Source organism: Shewanella sp. ECSMB14101, from assembly GCF_000773485.1.
Classification (GTDB): Bacteria; Pseudomonadota; Gammaproteobacteria; order Enterobacterales; family Shewanellaceae; genus Shewanella; species Shewanella marisflavi.
This window is the reverse complement of record NZ_JSFF01000028.1, coordinates 40,407-55,980: the sequence shown is the minus strand read 5'-3', so window position 1 is coordinate 55,980 and position 15,574 is coordinate 40,407. Positions and strand designations below refer to the sequence as shown.

General features: G+C 46.9%; 14 protein-coding genes and 1 tRNA gene. 11 read left to right on the top strand and 4 right to left on the bottom strand.

Translation table 11 applies throughout. The features are described 5' to 3' along the window. The first annotated feature begins 271 nt into the window (after nt 1–271). The 5 genes from NY07_RS16910 (at nt 272) to NY07_RS16890 (ending at nt 4,425) form a co-directional block, all read left to right on the top strand. The gene (locus tag NY07_RS16910) at nt 272–2,260 is read left to right on the top strand and encodes a methyl-accepting chemotaxis protein (protein WP_033540540.1); all 1,989 of its coding nucleotides are present in this window, start codon (nt 272–274) and stop codon (nt 2,258–2,260) included. 135 nt (nt 2,261–2,395) lie between these two features. Further along, nucleotides 2,396–2,483 (top strand) — tRNA-Ser (locus tag NY07_RS16905). 154 nt (nt 2,484–2,637) lie between these two features. Next, nucleotides 2,638–2,829 (top strand): ribbon-helix-helix domain-containing protein, encoded by a 192-nt coding sequence (locus tag NY07_RS16900; protein WP_033540539.1) that lies wholly within the window; start codon nt 2,638–2,640, stop codon nt 2,827–2,829. Nucleotides 2,830–2,994: 165 nt separating this feature from the next. Beyond that, complete coding sequence (locus NY07_RS16895; RefSeq protein ID WP_033540538.1) at nt 2,995–3,339, top strand: zinc ribbon domain-containing protein YjdM; 345 nt, start codon at nt 2,995–2,997, stop codon at nt 3,337–3,339. Nucleotides 3,340–3,468: 129 nt separating this feature from the next. Then, nucleotides 3,469–4,425: a hypothetical protein gene (locus NY07_RS16890; RefSeq protein WP_052125869.1), complete on the top strand. Its 957-nt coding sequence runs from the start codon at nt 3,469–3,471 to the stop codon at nt 4,423–4,425. A 2-nt stretch (nt 4,426–4,427) separates the two neighbouring features. Here NY07_RS16890 and cls read toward each other — a convergent pair whose 3' ends face one another. Continuing rightward, on the bottom strand, nt 4,428–5,882 hold the full coding sequence (cls, locus tag NY07_RS16885) for a cardiolipin synthase (RefSeq protein WP_033540537.1): 1,455 nt from the start codon (nt 5,880–5,882) through the stop codon (nt 4,428–4,430). A 135-nt stretch (nt 5,883–6,017) separates the two neighbouring features. On the opposite strand from cls, the gene NY07_RS16880 reads away from it, so the two are divergent. Further along, nucleotides 6,018–6,896 (top strand): endonuclease/exonuclease/phosphatase family protein, encoded by an 879-nt coding sequence (locus NY07_RS16880; RefSeq protein ID WP_258311763.1) that lies wholly within the window; start codon nt 6,018–6,020, stop codon nt 6,894–6,896. On the opposite strand, the gene NY07_RS16875 is transcribed toward NY07_RS16880, so the two are convergent. Beyond that, nucleotides 6,893–7,435, bottom strand: a complete 543-nt coding sequence (locus NY07_RS16875; RefSeq protein ID WP_033540536.1) for a substrate-binding periplasmic protein — start codon at nt 7,433–7,435, stop codon at nt 6,893–6,895. The two genes, NY07_RS16880 and NY07_RS16875, sit on opposite strands and share 4 nt — an antisense overlap. A gap of 506 nt (nt 7,436–7,941) precedes the next feature. On the opposite strand from NY07_RS16875, the gene NY07_RS16870 reads away from it, so the two are divergent. The 5 genes from NY07_RS16870 to NY07_RS16850 all read left to right on the top strand — a co-directional run bounded on the left by NY07_RS16870 (nt 7,942) and on the right by NY07_RS16850 (nt 12,566). Continuing rightward, nucleotides 7,942–9,708 carry a DUF885 domain-containing protein gene (locus NY07_RS16870; RefSeq protein ID WP_033540535.1) on the top strand — a complete coding sequence of 589 codons (1,767 nt, stop codon included), beginning with the start codon at nt 7,942–7,944 and terminating at the stop codon, nt 9,706–9,708. A gap of 316 nt (nt 9,709–10,024) precedes the next feature. Continuing rightward, nucleotides 10,025–10,705, top strand: a complete 681-nt coding sequence (locus NY07_RS16865) for a response regulator transcription factor (protein WP_033540534.1) — start codon at nt 10,025–10,027, stop codon at nt 10,703–10,705. Between the two features lie 128 nt (nt 10,706–10,833). Beyond that, nucleotides 10,834–11,961: a M14 family metallopeptidase gene (locus NY07_RS16860; RefSeq protein ID WP_033540533.1), complete on the top strand. Its 1,128-nt coding sequence runs from the start codon at nt 10,834–10,836 to the stop codon at nt 11,959–11,961. A gap of 9 nt (nt 11,962–11,970) precedes the next feature. Beyond that, nucleotides 11,971–12,288 carry a hypothetical protein gene (locus tag NY07_RS16855; protein WP_033540532.1) on the top strand — a complete coding sequence of 106 codons (318 nt, stop codon included), beginning with the start codon at nt 11,971–11,973 and terminating at the stop codon, nt 12,286–12,288. Further along, nucleotides 12,285–12,566 (top strand): YeaC family protein, encoded by a 282-nt coding sequence (locus tag NY07_RS16850; protein WP_033540531.1) that lies wholly within the window; start codon nt 12,285–12,287, stop codon nt 12,564–12,566. The genes NY07_RS16855 and NY07_RS16850 overlap by 4 nt, the downstream gene beginning before the upstream one ends. A gap of 31 nt (nt 12,567–12,597) precedes the next feature. On the opposite strand, the gene ansA is transcribed toward NY07_RS16850, so the two are convergent. Both ansA and sppA read right to left on the bottom strand, forming a co-directional pair. Beyond that, on the bottom strand, nt 12,598–13,611 hold the full coding sequence (gene ansA, locus NY07_RS16845) for an asparaginase (RefSeq protein ID WP_033540530.1): 1,014 nt from the start codon (nt 13,609–13,611) through the stop codon (nt 12,598–12,600). A 91-nt stretch (nt 13,612–13,702) separates the two neighbouring features. Further along, nucleotides 13,703–15,544 (bottom strand): signal peptide peptidase SppA, encoded by a 1,842-nt coding sequence (gene sppA, locus NY07_RS16840; RefSeq protein ID WP_033540529.1) that lies wholly within the window; start codon nt 15,542–15,544, stop codon nt 13,703–13,705. Between the last annotated feature and the right edge of the window lie 30 nt (nt 15,545–15,574).

Sequence of the window (15,574 nt, the reverse complement as noted above, 5' to 3'; positions counted from 1 at the left end):
TCCCCGCTTATCCGCGATGAACCTTTTTTATATCCCTAACCATGTAAGCGACAGCCTATACTAGACTTTAAGCGCATTGTTAAGCCATACGAGTCATGCTAAAACAAAAGTTGCTAATATTTGATTCCTTTAGTACATGTTTTAACGCGACTTTTGCTTAAACATTATTTTTTTATGCTAGTGTTACTACTGTAAATATACGCTACTTGGAAAGCCTTAATTGGTTTTCGATATCGTCATATCAACCCGCTACGGTTAGGGATAACGTAAGATGAATATGCAATGGATCAGTGATCTCAAAATAAGAAACAAACTTTTGCTGGTGATTGTACCCCCTATTTTAGGGGCGACGTTTTTCGGTCTGTTTGTTGTGTATGGCCAATATCAACTGCATCAAGGGCTTCGTCAGGTTGAAACCCTGTCTGAGTTGGCGGTGGTTAACAGTGATTTTGTTCATGAATTGCAAAAAGAGCGTGGCATGAGTGCAGGGTTCCTTGGCTCTAAGGGTAAGAACTTTGGCGATAAACTGCCAAGGCAGCGTCAGCTCAGTGATGAGCAACTCAATAACTTTAAGACCTTTACAGCAAATCATGATTTACCCAAAGCATTTACTCAGCAAATGAGCCAAGTCAATCAGATGATTGATCAGTTAAGTGAGATCCGCCGACGGGTTGATAGCTTGACTATCACTGTGCCAGAAGAGGTGGCGTACTATTCTAAGCTCAACGCCTTGTTATTGGCCATTGTTGACCAAACCAGCCAGCAAGGCGCAAGTCGCCAAATTGCGGTCGAGTCGGCAAGTTTTGCCGCCTATTTGCAGATGAAAGAGCGTGCGGGTATCGAGCGTGCTGTACTTAGTTCTACCTTCGGCAATAGCGCCTTTAAACCCGGCATGTACCTTAAGTTTGTCAATCTGGTCTCAGAGCAAAATACCTATCAGGAGCGTTTTTTGGCCCTTGCAAGCCAAGATGTTAAGGCTGATTATCAGCGAGTGGCCTCATCGCCTGCCTTTATGGCTGTCTCTGCGCTAAGAGAAACCGCTATGGGCCAAGATCCCAACGCGCTCAGCGCTCAAAGTTCTACCGAATGGTTCGCTAAGTCGACAGCCCGTATTGATGCACTTCGAGAGTTTGAGGGTAAGTTATCCAAAATTCTGATTAGCGATACCCGTGAATCATTATCCAAAGCCCAATCATTCATGGTTGGCGTGATTATTGTGATGTTGGTATCAGGCTTGGTTGTGATCTTGTTATCTCTCTTTATAGGGCGCTATCTACATGGCTCACTCAGGCATCTCTACCATAAGGTGACAGAATCTCAGAAAAACTATGATCTCAGTGTCAGGGTTGATCTCAATGGTAAAGATGAGATTGGTGAACTTGGTGAAGCATTTAACCATATGATGGCCGATTTCGAACAAGTGATTGGTATGGTGCGAACCAATACGCAAGGCTTGCTTACCGCCTCTCAGGAGATGGAAGGCTGCGCCCGTGTTATGCGAGAAGATGTTGCTCGTGGTCATAGCGAAGTGGATCAGGTGGCTTCGGCGATGACAGAGATGAGCGCCACGGTACAAGAGATCGCACAAAACGCTGTGCAAGCTTCAGAAGCCTCGGCGCTTGCCAACAAGGAGGCCAAAGAGGGCAGCCTGGAGGTAGAGCGCACCGCAGATTCGATCAATGAACTGGCACATGAAATAGCCGGTGCAGCCGAAGCCATTAACAACCTCGATGATGATATTAAGGGAATTGTCGATGTACTTGGCGTGATCAGCGGTATTGCGGAGCAGACCAACTTACTGGCGCTCAATGCGGCGATTGAAGCGGCGAGGGCAGGTGAGATGGGCCGAGGCTTTGCCGTGGTAGCCGATGAGGTGCGTAGCCTTGCACAAAGGGCGCAAACCTCAACCGAAGATATTCGTAGCATGACCGAAAGGTTAGAGCGTGGTGCGAAGATCGCGGTTAAGGCCATGGAAAGTGGCCGAAGTAAAGCACAGACAAGTGTACTTGAGTCTAAGCGAGCCGGTGAGGAACTGATCCGTATCGTCAGTGAGGTCAGCGTGATCGATAGCATGAACGAGCAGATCGCTGCGGCCACCCATGAGCAGTCGGCCGTATCAGAAGAGGTCAACCAAAATGCGATGAAGATCAGTGATATCTATCGCAATACTCATGAGGTCTCAGATCGTCTCAGCCAACTTAATGAGTCACTGCTTAACGATGTGAGCTCCATGTCTGATCTGGTAAGCAAATTTAAATAGCTCGCTTGGTCGACAAATTGGCTATCTATTACGCAAATGCCTGAGCAGACAGTTTTTTAACTTGACCCTGTTTAGTGATTTGCGTAAAGTACCGCTCCGTTGATGTGATTCCATTTGGAAAAGCAATGACGATTCGGTGAGTTGTCCGAGTGGCTGAAGGAGCACGCCTGGAAAGTGTGTATACGGCAACGTATCGAGAGTTCGAATCTCTCACTCACCGCCAAATTCAAAGAGAAAGACGCCTAAGGGCGTCTTTTTTTGTGTCTGTTTTTCCTATCTCTTCTTTATGACCTTATTTAATTGGAATGCTTAACTATAGGCAGAGCTGGCCTTAATGATTATAATCAAATGATAATGTTTTGTTTGAGGTATAGGCTATGGAAAATAAGACGGCACGCTTTACCGTACTACTCGATCCCAGTAAGAAACAGGCGTTTGAACAACTCTGCGCCTCTCAAGATCTAACCCCATCCCAGGTCGTTAGGCAGTTGATCCGCGGTTATCTTGAGCAACATGGGGTCAGTTATGGTCAGGCTGAACCTACTAAGAACCCCAAGGTGAAAGTGTAGCCACTAGGGGCGTGCTAGAATCTTAGCTAGCCGATTCATGATAATTTTATTATAATACGATTATCATTTTGACCAGTTGTGTGTCATCACGGGTTGCACCACTTATAGTGAGTGGGCCAAATGCCACGACTGATCCTTACCTTTTTAATGAATAGAGAAAGAGTTATGAGCGATACAATTCCACCATGCCCAAAATGTGAGTCAACCTATGCTTACGAAGATGGCTCATTATTGATCTGTCCTGAGTGTGCTCATGAATGGAACCCTAATGAAGTGGTTGTCGATCCCGATGCCATCATCCTAAAAGACGCCGTGGGTAATCTGTTAGAAGAGGGTGATAAGGTTACTCTGATCAAAGATCTTAAGGTAAAAGGTACTTCGCTGACGCTGAAAGTGGGCACCAAAGCTGTGATTAACCGTTTTGTTGATGCCGACCATGATATCGATTGTAAGGTCGATGGCCACGGCCAGATGATGCTGAAATCTAAGTTTGTTAGAAAACAGAATTAACGCTTTTCACTGATCGCCTCTAAATACCTACCGTGTGTAGGTATTTTTTTATCTACTCTTTTCGAATCGATGGATAAACCCACACTGCGTGTCTAAAATTAACCCTAGATTAGATAACGGGTGAGTGTTATGAAGCACTACTGGGTTTACCTTTTGCTGCTTGTGTCGCTCATCGTCATTGAGGTGGGCAAATACTCTCGTGCTGACGAACAACTGCAACCACAGGTTATCCGCACCAGTGCGGCACAGTCCGCTAACGACACCGCACATTCCTATTTTACGGCATTAATTTCTTTATCACTGGATCTGACAGAGCCTGAATTTGGCCCGGCGCAACTGGTTGTGAGTACCGAGTCTATCACTCAGGGGCGTTGGTTTCGTCTGCTTGAAAATAGCCGCTATCTTGATGTCGTATGGGCAGGTGCACAGCCACAGCGAAATAGAGATTATCGTGCCATACCTATTGATATCCTTGGCGGGATCCTGGGGGTTCGTTCACTCATCATTCGTAAAGGCGATCGTTACAAGTTCACTCAAATACAAACAATCGAGGATCTTGCCAAATACACGGCATGTCAGGGGCAGCATTGGCCTGATACCGATATTCTAAAGTCTGCCGGGTTGCCTGTGTTAACTGTTAACCGTTTCGAATCTAACTTTTTGATGTTGTCCAAAGGACGCTGCGACTATTTTCCACGCGGGATACATGAAGGGTATAGCGAGATAGAACAGTACCATGTCATTAATGGTAATGATTTAGTGCTATTTGATGATCTGCTGTTGGCCTATCCTTTTAATATGTTCTTCTATGTGGATAAAGCCAACGTTGATCTGGCAGAACGTTTGAAATTGGGCTTGGAGCGCGCCATCGACAGTGGTGAAATTCTTGAGTTAATGCGCCGTCATCCGGTAACTGGCCACCTATTTCCCCTAGCTAAATGGCATGAACCTGTATTGTTACAGATTGATAATCCGCTACATGTCGAGGTTAGTGATGGCCGTCCTTGGTGGCTGTTGCCCTCTTTTGGTTTTTACCGCGCGCTATCTTGGGCTAACAATAACCCAGAGATCTCCAAGAACAAATGACCCTATAGCAATGGGCTGAACAGATAAAATAAGTGCTCGATGAAACGCTGATATAAGGGACGTTGTTGCCAGCGTTTGTAGTTAAGGGTCTCGGCATTCGCCATGTAATCTTGCTGCAGTGAATTGAGTGATTGGGCGAAAGCCTTATCATCTACTGCCAGCGTGAGTTCAAAATTGAGCCATAGGCTGCGCATATCCATATTCACTGTGCCGATGAGGCAGTGTTCCTGATCCACAACCACTGACTTAGTATGTAGCAGCCCACCTCTAAACCTATGGATTTTAACGCCCCCTTTAAGCAACTCGGAGAAGAAGGAGCGGCTGGCCCATTTGACCATGGTTGAGTCATTTTTCTGTGGGATCACTATGTTGACGTCGACACCGCGAGCCGCCGCAGTCACTAATGCATCTAACAGATTCTCGCTCGGGACAAAATAGGGGGTAGTTATCACTATCTTGTGCTGTGCCTGGTAAAGACTTTGCAGCAGCACCTGATGGATCACTTCTTCAGGCATACCCGGTCCAGAGGGGATCACCTGTACTAAAGAATCCGCGCCATTACACTGATGCGCGATTCCAGGAGCTTGTGGCAGTAGGCGCTGGCTAGTCTCTACCTCCCAATCCCAGGCGGCCACAGCGTTGACCACAGGTACCGCTGGCCCGGCCATACGCACCATGACATCTATCCATTGGCCAACGCCTTCGCGTTGCTTAAAGAACCTTGGATCGACCAGGTTCATTGACCCGGTATAGGCAATGATATTATCGATCACCACTATCTTGCGATGTAGCCTCAGATCGAGCCGACGAAAGAACATCCTTAGTGGACTGACGGTGAGGGCTTGGGAAAGTTCGACACCTGTACTACGAAGCTGAGAAGGCCAAGAGGATTTAAAAAAGGTACGGCTACCCGCCGCATCTAAGAGGAGTTTGACATGAACCCCTCTTTTGGCTGCAGCCATTACGGCCTTAGCAACATCGTCGGCCATACCACCAGGGTGCCAGATATAGAATTCCATCACGATACTGGTTTGTGCAGCGTTAATATCATCGATGATAGAGTGCAGAATATCGGCTGGTGTGTGTTGTAAGCAGAGTTGATTGCCACTTAGGGAGGGGATCCCCAATTGGGTGTCACATAACTGGCTGATGGCTCTGGCATAATTGCTTTGTCGCTCTGGTGTGTGCAAGGGGTGTTGGTAAAGGGCTGCAAACCATTTGCTATAAGGTTTAAACATTGCTTTAGAACGACTGGCACGGGTTTGTCCAAGATGCAGCTCACCGAAGAGGATATAGGCAATAATACCGACCAAGGGTAAGAAGTAGATCACCAGTAACCAGGAAAAAGAGACACCTATGGTTCGGCGCTTGATCACCAATCGCAGTGCTATAGCCGCCAGAAGCAACCAATAGATGAGAACGCCCACGATGGCGAGAAATTGATGTACATTTTCCATATACTTGGTTTGCGCCCAGATTGTCGTTGCCCAGGCCTGTGATAATCGCCTAGGGCTTTAATTTGCCTGTTTGATATCATAATGGCTATCTCGCTGGCACTAAAGCGCTATTTTCATTTCCAACAAGGTGAATATGTGACTCTAAACACAGGTCGGCCCCGAACATTTATCCGGCTAGGGGGAAAAACATTACTATTATTACTCGTAAGTGCGGCAGTTTATGGGTTTGTAGTGCGCTACCTAAATGGCGAGCCAGAGGTGATGATGAGTGAGGTTGAACCGGTTTTTGTCTCTCAATGTTTAGCTGCGGGTACGGCAAAGCCCTTAGATATAGATGGTCGCCTGAGGGTAGGTGTTTGGAACATCTATAAACAACAAAAGGCGGGTTGGCAGACCGATCTCAGTAAAATGACGCAGCGCAGCGACTTGCTTTTACTCCAAGAGGCTAAGCTTAACGATAAGTTGAGCCAATACCTGACACAAGGAGGTTTACACCTTGTAATGGCCAAAGCCTTTTCATTGCTTAAGTCACCCGTTGGCGTGATGAACCTCTCTACTGAGCAGGCCCATGATGCCTGTGCTTATCATGCGATTGAGCCTTGGATCCGTTTTGCTAAATCCACACTTATGTCACATTATCGTCTTTCTAATGGGCAAACCCTTTTGGTAGTCAATCTACATGGCATCAATTTCGACTGGCAACTGAAGAGCTTCCGGGGTCAATGGCAGCAGATAGTGCGTAAGGTGAGTTCACATCATGGCCCGGTGATCATAGGCGGTGACTTTAATACCTGGCGAGGCCAACGTATGGCATATGTTGATCAGTTAGCCCACAGCTTAAAGCTGAAAGAGGCGGTTTACGAAGTCGATCAACGCCATCGCGTGTTTGGCTTGCCGCTTGATCATCTTTATTATCGTGGCTTGAACTTGGTTGCCGCCGAGTCTCTTAATAGCCAGGCTTCCGATCATAATCCAATCTGGGCGGAGTTTAGGCTCAAGCCTTCAGTCCATTAAGGGTAGCTAAAACGACATTCGTTGGTGTAGCGGTTAAATTGACTGAGAAAGTCTGGGTATTTTTTCAGAAAATGTTTACCAAAATAGACCCCTAAATCAAAACGTATATTGCGGCGCATCACAAAGGTGTCCGATGCAATTCCCGATTGGCGCAGATGTTCATTAAACAAGAGGGCGTTTTCCATTACCGCATCAATACGCCTTGCCATCAGGAGTTTAACCAATTCAGTTATGCTCGGGTAGGTTTTAACTCGCTGAAATTTTTGTTTTATTAACCAATGGGCACTGTTTGAGTGGATTCGAGCGCCAAAGATAGTATCGGTTTTCAGGCGTGAGTCAGTTTGGGGGATCTTATAATGCTTATGAAAGTAGAAATTCCATTCCTGCTGGATAAAAGTGTTACTGAGTACGGCAAACTGGTCACGCCATTCGTTTCGAGATGCCGAGAAGAAAGCATCATATTTTTGTTTCTTAACACTATTTTGTGCTCGGCCCCAAGGTAGAAAAATCACTTTATAAGGCTGCTTCATTTTTGCCATTACACAATCCAGTGCTGTGATCCCATAGCCTTGGGTGTGTAGCTTGCCAGCATCATCTCTACGCTGGGTGTGATAGGGGGCCCACTCCTGAGTCGTGATAGTGATTAGGCTTGGTTAGCTGGTTTGTGATGAATTATTTTGATTGCCAAAAGCCCTTACCTTAAATGGTATGGCCGTAGTCGCGCCGAGAGATAACGGCAAGATACAAAAAAATTGCACTACCCAATGGCGCCAATTAAACGATAACCAGCTAGGACCTAAGCTCATAAGTACCTCACTAGATCTATTATTTGAGTGTAGTGGTCAGCTATGGCTTGTCAAAGCGTGTCCTGAGGTTGGCCAAGGGAGTTTCTCAAGGTTTGTAACAAAGCTTGTCTAACTCTGTCACCTTGCTGCATTTTGTTCTGCAACATGATTTACTATGGTCCAGCTTTACCACAAGAAAAACAATTAGGAAAAAACGCGTTTAATCAAAGCGTGATAATAAGAATTAAGGGAATCTCATTATGAAAAAAAGCGTCATTGCCGCAGCCATAGTGTTTGGCTTGGGTGGTTTAACCGCATGTCAGACTCAGCAAGCTCAAGAAATTGTTGCGACTGAGGTACAAGCACAAAGCTTCCAGCAGTTTTCTACGCAATTTATCGACGCCTTTTGGCAACAGTCGCCAACTTGGGCGCTTTATAGCGGTTATCACAAGTATGATGGTGTGCTTAAGGTGCCAGATGCGCTAAGCCGTCAGCAATCACTCGAATTTGTTGCAGCTCAGCTAAGCGCTCTCACGCGTTATGATCTCAATGCCCTAACGGCAAGCGAACTGATTGATTACAAGCTTATCGAAAACCTGTTGCTACAGGAACGATGGGACATAGAAACTTTTAAGTCCTGGCAGTGGAACCCCGCCAACTATAATGTAGCCGGTGGTTTCGCCCAGTTGATCAATGAGAATTTTGCGCCACTCGACGAGCGTCTGCGTTCTTTCTTAGCGCGTATGGAAAATGTGCCTGCCTATTATGCCGCGGCGCAAGACAATATTGCTCAGCCAACACTTGAGCACACCCAGCTGGCGATCATGCAAAATAAGGGCGCCTTTAGTGTGTTTTCTGATGACTTACTAAAGCAGGTTGCGGCGTCCGGTTTAACGCAGCAAGAGCAGGCACTGTTTAATGAACGTTTTAAGCTCGCTGTTGCCGCCATTGAGCAACATATCCAGTGGTTAACGGCCTTAGAGGCGAAATTGCAAAAAGAAGGCGCTCGTAGTTTCAGGATTGGCGAGGAACTTTATGAGCAAAAGTTCGCTTTCGATATTCAATCTGGCATGTCAGCCAAGGAACTGTATGAAAAGGCGCTAGCCGACAAGGCGAGAGTTCAGGGGGAGATGGCAAAGATCACTAAGCAGTTGTGGTCAAAATATTTTGACTCACAGATGCCAAGTGACAGCAAGGTGGCCACACGTCAGTTGATCGATAAGCTGTCATCTCGCCATGTGAAGCGTGGGGACTTTGTCGCTGAGGTGAGGGCGCAGATCCCAGAGCTGGTGAAATTCGTTAATGAAAATCAGCTTATTACTCTGGACCCTAACAAGCCCCTAGTGGTGCGAGAAACACCTGAATATATGCGTGGTTTTGCCGGGGCGTCCATTAGCGCACCTGGACCCTATGAAAAATCGGGTAACACCTATTATAACGTGACACCACTCGATGCTATGAGCGATGCTTCAGCTGAAAGTTACTTAAGAGAGTACAACCATTGGATCTTGCAGGTGCTCAATATTCATGAGGCGATCCCAGGGCATTACACTCAATTGGTCTACTCCAACGAATCTCCAAGTCTTATTAAGAGCCTATTTGGCAATGGTGCCATGGTAGAAGGTTGGGCGGTTTATGCTGAGCGTATGATGCTGGAAGAGGGGTATGGTAATTTCGAGCCAGAGATGTGGCTTATGTATTACAAATGGAACCTCAGAGTGATTGCCAACACCCTCTTGGATTACAGCATTCAAGTGAAGGGGATGACAGAAGAGCAAGCCATAAAGCTGATGACTGAAGAAGCGTTTCAGCAGACGGCTGAGGCTGAAGGCAAATGGCGTCGAGCGACTTTGAGTCAGGTGCAGTTAACCAGTTACTATACCGGTTATCGTGAGATCTATGACTTCCGAGAAGAGCTTAAAGCAAAGCAAGGAGAGTCCTTTGACCTAAAAGCATTCCATGAGCAGTTCTTAAGTTACGGTAGTGCGCCGGTGAAATATATTCGCCAGTTAATGCTCAAAGAGTAAATAGGATTAAAGGGCCGCTTATGCGGCCCTTTTTCTTTTTCTTTTTCTTGTAAGACTCTATTCCCCTCAATAAACGCTTAAAAGGCCCTTATTTATTTGCTGTTGCACTCACCGCGAACAGTGATATTCGTTTAGTCTGATCTTTTATGAGTCACGCTGCATCTTTCAAGAGGGTTAAGGTTTACGGCAGCTAAGGGGAGACAATTGCGATCATCGCGATCTAGTTCAAGATTTTATTCTTTAACGTCAAAAAGGCTGGATTGTGACAAAGGTTTAATATAACCTTAATGATAATCGTTATCATTAAGGTTTGTAAATGGAAAGAGTGTTACTGGTTGATGATGATCCTATGGCCCGGGAGATCATATATCAAGGGTTAGTCGCCCATGGCTATCAAGTCAGTTGTGCCAGCAATGGACAAGAGGCGCTTTTACTCCTTGGGGAGAAGGCCATTGATCTCATCATTTTAGATATTGAGATGCCCCACCTCGATGGCTTTGCTTTTCTGCAAGCCCGCCGCGACAAGTTGCCTGTTATTCTCATCTCTGCCACAGATGATGAAGATCGACGCGTAACGGGTTTTCAACTTGGCGCAGATGACTTTTTACCTAAGCCTGTGAGCATTAGAGAATTAGTGACAAGAATGGAGGCACTCAAACGCAGGGTAGCTATCGCTAAGGCCGAAGTTGCAGAGCAAGAGTCCTTGCCCATCAAGGAGGTCACCTTTAATCATAATGATTTCAGCGTAGAGATCGCCGAGCGGCGTGTCGCCTTGACCCAAACCGAATTCAAGCTGTTTAAGTATCTAGTAGACCGTAAGGGCAAGGTGATCACTAAGCAGGAGCTCCAGCGCAGTGTACTGAAAAAAGATCTTGGTCAGTATGATCGCAATCTGGATATGCATATCAGTAACACACGGCGCAAATTGGCCAATTTTAGTCTACCCAAATCTCTCATCAATACCGTTAGGGGACAGGGTTACAGCTTTATCTGCTAGTCAAAAAGACAGTCGCAAATAAACTGAGTTTTATTTAGCTCTGGCGGTGCGAAAAAGGGGCAATTTAGTTTATCCTTAGGGGATCAGCAGACCCAAGACGTCTGCATTAACTCAATGAAGGAATGGATATGCTAATCAGTGCCAATTTTGACGGCGGTAATATTGAAGTTATCAATCAAGATGATATCAATGATGTTCAACTGGCCATTAGACCCGATGAAGGTGGTGAATTTTTTCAGTGGTTTAATTTTCGTTTACAAGGTGAAGTCGGTCAGCGCTATACCCTAAACATTGTTAATGCTGGTAGCGCCTCTTACACCAAAGGCTGGGAAGACTATCAAGCCGCCGCCACCTACGACAGACAGCAATGGTTTCGCCTGCCGACCCAATATCAAGATGGCAAGCTAACCATAGAAGTCGAGCTGGATTGCGAGATGATCCAAATTGCCTATTTTGCACCCTACAGCTACGAGCGCCATCAAGATTTGATCAGCGCTGTCCAGGTGCATCCTCTGGTCTCTATCGAACATCTGGGCCGTACCTTAGACGATCGCGACATGACTCTGGTCAAGGTTGGCGATGACGATGAAGAGAAGGCTAAAATCTGGATCACCGCTCGTCAACATCCGGGTGAAACCATGGCAGAATGGTTGGTTGAAGGTCTGCTGAACAATCTGCTCGATGGTGATTGTCCTACCGCGAAGGCGCTGCTCGATAAAGCCAATTTCTATATAGTACCTAATATGAATCCAGATGGCGGCGTGCGCGGCCACCTAAGAACCAATGCCAAGGGCGTAAACCTTAACCGCGAGTGGCAGAGTCCATCGCTGGAGAAGAGCCCTGAGGTGTACCATGTGGTTAATAAGATGAAACAGACGGGCGTCGACCTCTATTATGATGTACATGGTGATGAAGGCTTGCCTTATGTGTTTCTTGCCGGTTGTGAAGGCGTACCGGGTTACACTCAGTCGATGGCTAATTTACAAGATGATTTTGTCAAAGCCCTGCTGATGGCGAGTGCCGATTTCCAAGATGAGTTTGGTTACGATAAGGATGAGCCAGGGCAAGCTAACTTAACCGTGGCATCAAACTGGGTCGCACAGACATTCGGTTGTCTCTCTAATACTCTGGAGATGCCTTTTAAAGATAACGCCAACATGCCAGACCCTATGTCGGGTTGGTCGCCAGAGCGTTGTATCTATCTAGGTGAAGCGTCACTACTGGCAATGCTCGCCGTGGTTGACAAGTTACGATAGGAGACGCCAATGGCCTTAGTAGAGTGTCCTAGTTGTCAAAAGCGCATATCGAGTGTGGCGAAATCTTGCCCCCATTGTGCGTCAGGGCTGACGGGTAATACAGAGTCATTGAATCGAATCAGCCATATTAAGCGAAGCAATCAGTTAATGAATCAGAGTTTCCTGGCCATGACACTGTTTATTGCCGGCGTCGTCATCTGGTTTTGGGGCGGCGAGCCAGCGCAGGGGCTGAGAGCAACTGTCGCCGGCGGCTGTTTCGTCTTCGGCTTCGTGGGTTATCTGATTGCCAGAATACGAATCGTATTACATAAACGGAAAAGCATATGAGTGATATCAATAAAGTGATCGATGATATGCCTCAAGAGGTATATGAGAGATTGCTCAGCGCTGCTGAGCTAGGTAAGTGGGAAGATGGCAGTGTGTTGTCTGAAGAGCAAAAGGCATCGACGCTACAGCTTGTTATGCTTTACCAAGCAAGGCGACTGGATCAAAGAGATCATTTCACCATCAATAATCAAGGTGAAGTGAACGAGCTCTCCAAGGCCGAACTTAAACGGCAATTTAAAGGCGAGAGCATCGCCGCTTTTAAAGAGCAAGATTTGTAAAATGAAAGCCCCTGCATGCAGGGGCTTTTTTTTAATCTTCGGTCAGTTCACCGCACAAATCCTGTTGCATTCTAATCCTGATGTCAGTCGCACTGAGATCGGTAGAGAGTAGATAGTGCAACTTGGTTAATGCCGCTTCGGTGGTCATATCGAAACCGCTGATCACCCCAGCCTTGGCGAGGGCATTCCCTGTCGCATAACCCCCCATATTGACCTTGCCTTGTAGACACTGAGTTAAGTTTACCAAGATGATACCGCGCTCATTGGCGCGGCGCAGGCAATCAAGTAGCTCAGGATTTTGCGGCGCATTACCTACACCATAGGTCAGTAAGATGAGGGCTTTGACCGGTTGCTGCAAAATATTGTCGATGATCTCAGTGGTGATCCCTGGATAAAGGGTCACAACCCCAATTGGCTGAGGACTGATCTTATTCACCGTCAGGGTGTTGGCTTTACTCTCGCTGATGCGACCGGCTTTTAGGCGAATTTTGATCCCCGCTTCTAAAAGCATGGGAAAGTTAGGTGAGGCGAAGGCATCAAAACCATCGGCATGGGCCTTAGTGGTACGATTGCCCCGAAACAACTTGTTATTAAAGAAGAGACAGACTTCAGCCACCGGATAGTTAGCGGCGATATAAAGGGCGTTAAGCAGGTTCGTCTGGCCATCAGAGCGAAGCTGCGCAAGTGGGATCTGCGATCCTGTGACGATAACCGGCTTTGTGAGTCCTTGTAACATGAAGGAGAGCGCTGAAGCTGTATAAGCCATGGTGTCTGTGCCATGGAGGATCACAAAGCCATCGTAATTGTCGTAGTTGGCTTTAATATCGTTGGCGATCATCTGCCAATCTGTCGGTGCCATGTTTGAGGAGTCGATCAATGGGTGATACTCATGGATCACAAAATCAGGCATCTCCTGGTGAAAAAACTCCGGCATTGCCTTAACACAGTCGGTGAGAAATCCTGGCACTGGTGCAAAACCATTATCGGTTTTTTGCATACCTATGGTGCCGCCAGTATAGGCGACATAGATTGAGGGTTTTTTCATTATTCTAATAGCTTTGTTGCTGCAGGTGTGGCGCGATTATACTGGGGATAGGCACAATAAAAAAGCCCGCTTATGCGGGCTTTATCGACGATCAGTAGTTGCAGTTATCACAGTAGAGATAGACACCGTTAGGATCGTCAAATGCATTGAGTTCATCAACGACCTTAGTGACTTGTCCAAGTAACTGCTCGAGCACGCTGTTTTGAAAGCTGCTCTGCGGCAGGTAGCTGGCTGCCTGAGCAAACATCTGCTGAATAAATTGCTCTTGCGGTGATAGTTCCTGTTCGATCACCTTAGTATCGAATTTCACTAACTTGGCCAGCTCAGCCGCCTTCGTGACAGCTTGTTGTAGATCCCCAAGTTCATCAACCAGCCCAATTTCCAAGGCGCGCTTACCTGACCAAATACGCCCTTGGGCTATTTTATCAACCTCTTTCAACTCAAGGCCGCGCTCTGTCGACACCAGAGTAATGAAGTCTTTATAACCACGTTCGATATGACGTTGAATGATGGCTTTAAGCTCTTCGCTGATCCCTTGTGTACTGGAGAAGTTAGTCCAGCCAGAGGTCGATACACCGTCGGTATGTATTCCAAGAGAGGCGAGTGAGTCTTCAAAAGTCGCCACCATGCCAAAGATGCCAATTGAGCCTGTCAGCGTGGTTGGGGTAGCAAAGATGTAATCGGCGCTGGCTGAGATCCAGTAACCACCCGACGCAGCGTAGGTACCCATACTAACAACAACCGGTTTATTGGCGGCTTTGAGGGCAAGCACTTCTTGACGGATCTGTTCTGAGGCAAACGCGCTGCCGCCAGGGCTATCGACTCGCAGTACGACCGCTTTTACTTTGTCATCGAATCTGGCCTTGCGTAACAGGGCTGAGGTACTCTCACCGCCAATCTGACCCGCAGGCTGATGACCGTTAAGAATATTCCCTTTGGCCACTATGATACCGACGGCATCATGCATCAGCATGGGCGGGAAGGTTTGGATCAAGTGATTATAATCATAAAAGCTTATCTGCTTGAAGCTGTTGCCTTCAATGGCTTTACCTAATTGCTCCACCATATCCAGACGGAACTGTTCGGCTGAGGCCAGCTTATCGACCCAACCTAGATTGATGGCCATCTCAGCAGAGCGCCCATTGGCTTTATCTAACTCGGCGATATAACGATCGGCGCTGAGCATAATATCTTGCTGTTCGATGCTGCGGTTATGACTGACGGTATCTTCAAAGCTGGTCCAAATGTCATCGAGTAGTTCGCTATTGGCGGCTTTTGCTGCGTCAGACATATCATCGCGCATAAAGGGTTCGACCGCAGATTTGAACGTACCGACTCTAAACACATGGGCCTTAATTTTGAGCTTATCCAGCGCCGATTTAAAGTACTGACGGTAGCGATTTAGGCCTTCGATTTCCACTGAGCCTTGAGGATTGAGATAGATGGTATCGGCAAAGCTCGCCAAGAAATATTGATTCTGACCATACCAGTTACCCTTGGCAATCACTGGCTTACCCGAAGTTTTAAAGCGGGAAAGTGCATCACCGATGCTTTGTAACTTGCTGATCCCCGTCATTCTCAGATGGCCAATATCGAGTACGATGGCGGAGATGCGCTGATCGCTGGCCGCATTATCGATTGCGCTTAATAGGTCTGCGAGTAAGATTTCGCCATCGCTATCTCCTCCATTTCCACTCTTCATTGCCGCTTCGATAGGATCGACCTGACGTTTTTGCTCAACTACACTGCCTGACAGGTTTAACACTAAGGCCGAACCGTCTTCTATCGTTGGCACATCGTCTCCTGCCAATATCACCACGAGCAGGGCAATAAACCCGAAGAAGAATAGATTTAAGATCACCTTACGGGTGCCATTGAGCACCTTCCATAAGGTAGAAAAGATCCGTTTAAATATTGAGGGTTTAGCGGACATTATCCACTCCTTTATGACTCTGATCCCTCT

Bases quoted from the DNA above. Each gene is read 5' to 3' on its own strand.
- NY07_RS16910 (WP_033540540.1), top strand. From the start codon at position 272: ATGAATATGCAATGGATCAGTGATCTCAAAATAAGAAACAAACTTTTG.
- NY07_RS16900 (WP_033540539.1), top strand. From the start codon at position 2,638: ATGGAAAATAAGACGGCACGCTTTACCGTACTACTCGATCCCAGTAAG.
- NY07_RS16895 (WP_033540538.1), top strand. From the start codon at position 2,995: ATGAGCGATACAATTCCACCATGCCCAAAATGTGAGTCAACCTATGCT.
- NY07_RS16890 (WP_052125869.1), top strand. From the start codon at position 3,469: ATGAAGCACTACTGGGTTTACCTTTTGCTGCTTGTGTCGCTCATCGTC.
- cls (WP_033540537.1), bottom strand. From the start codon at position 5,882: ATGGAAAATGTACATCAATTTCTCGCCATCGTGGGCGTTCTCATCTAT.
- NY07_RS16875 (WP_033540536.1), bottom strand. From the start codon at position 7,435: ATGGCAAAAATGAAGCAGCCTTATAAAGTGATTTTTCTACCTTGGGGC.
- NY07_RS16870 (WP_033540535.1), top strand. From the start codon at position 7,942: ATGAAAAAAAGCGTCATTGCCGCAGCCATAGTGTTTGGCTTGGGTGGT.
- NY07_RS16865 (WP_033540534.1), top strand. From the start codon at position 10,025: ATGGAAAGAGTGTTACTGGTTGATGATGATCCTATGGCCCGGGAGATC.
- NY07_RS16860 (WP_033540533.1), top strand. From the start codon at position 10,834: ATGCTAATCAGTGCCAATTTTGACGGCGGTAATATTGAAGTTATCAAT.
- NY07_RS16855 (WP_033540532.1), top strand. From the start codon at position 11,971: ATGGCCTTAGTAGAGTGTCCTAGTTGTCAAAAGCGCATATCGAGTGTG.
- NY07_RS16850 (WP_033540531.1), top strand. From the start codon at position 12,285: ATGAGTGATATCAATAAAGTGATCGATGATATGCCTCAAGAGGTATAT.
- ansA (WP_033540530.1), bottom strand. From the start codon at position 13,611: ATGAAAAAACCCTCAATCTATGTCGCCTATACTGGCGGCACCATAGGT.
- sppA (WP_033540529.1), bottom strand. From the start codon at position 15,544: ATGTCCGCTAAACCCTCAATATTTAAACGGATCTTTTCTACCTTATGG.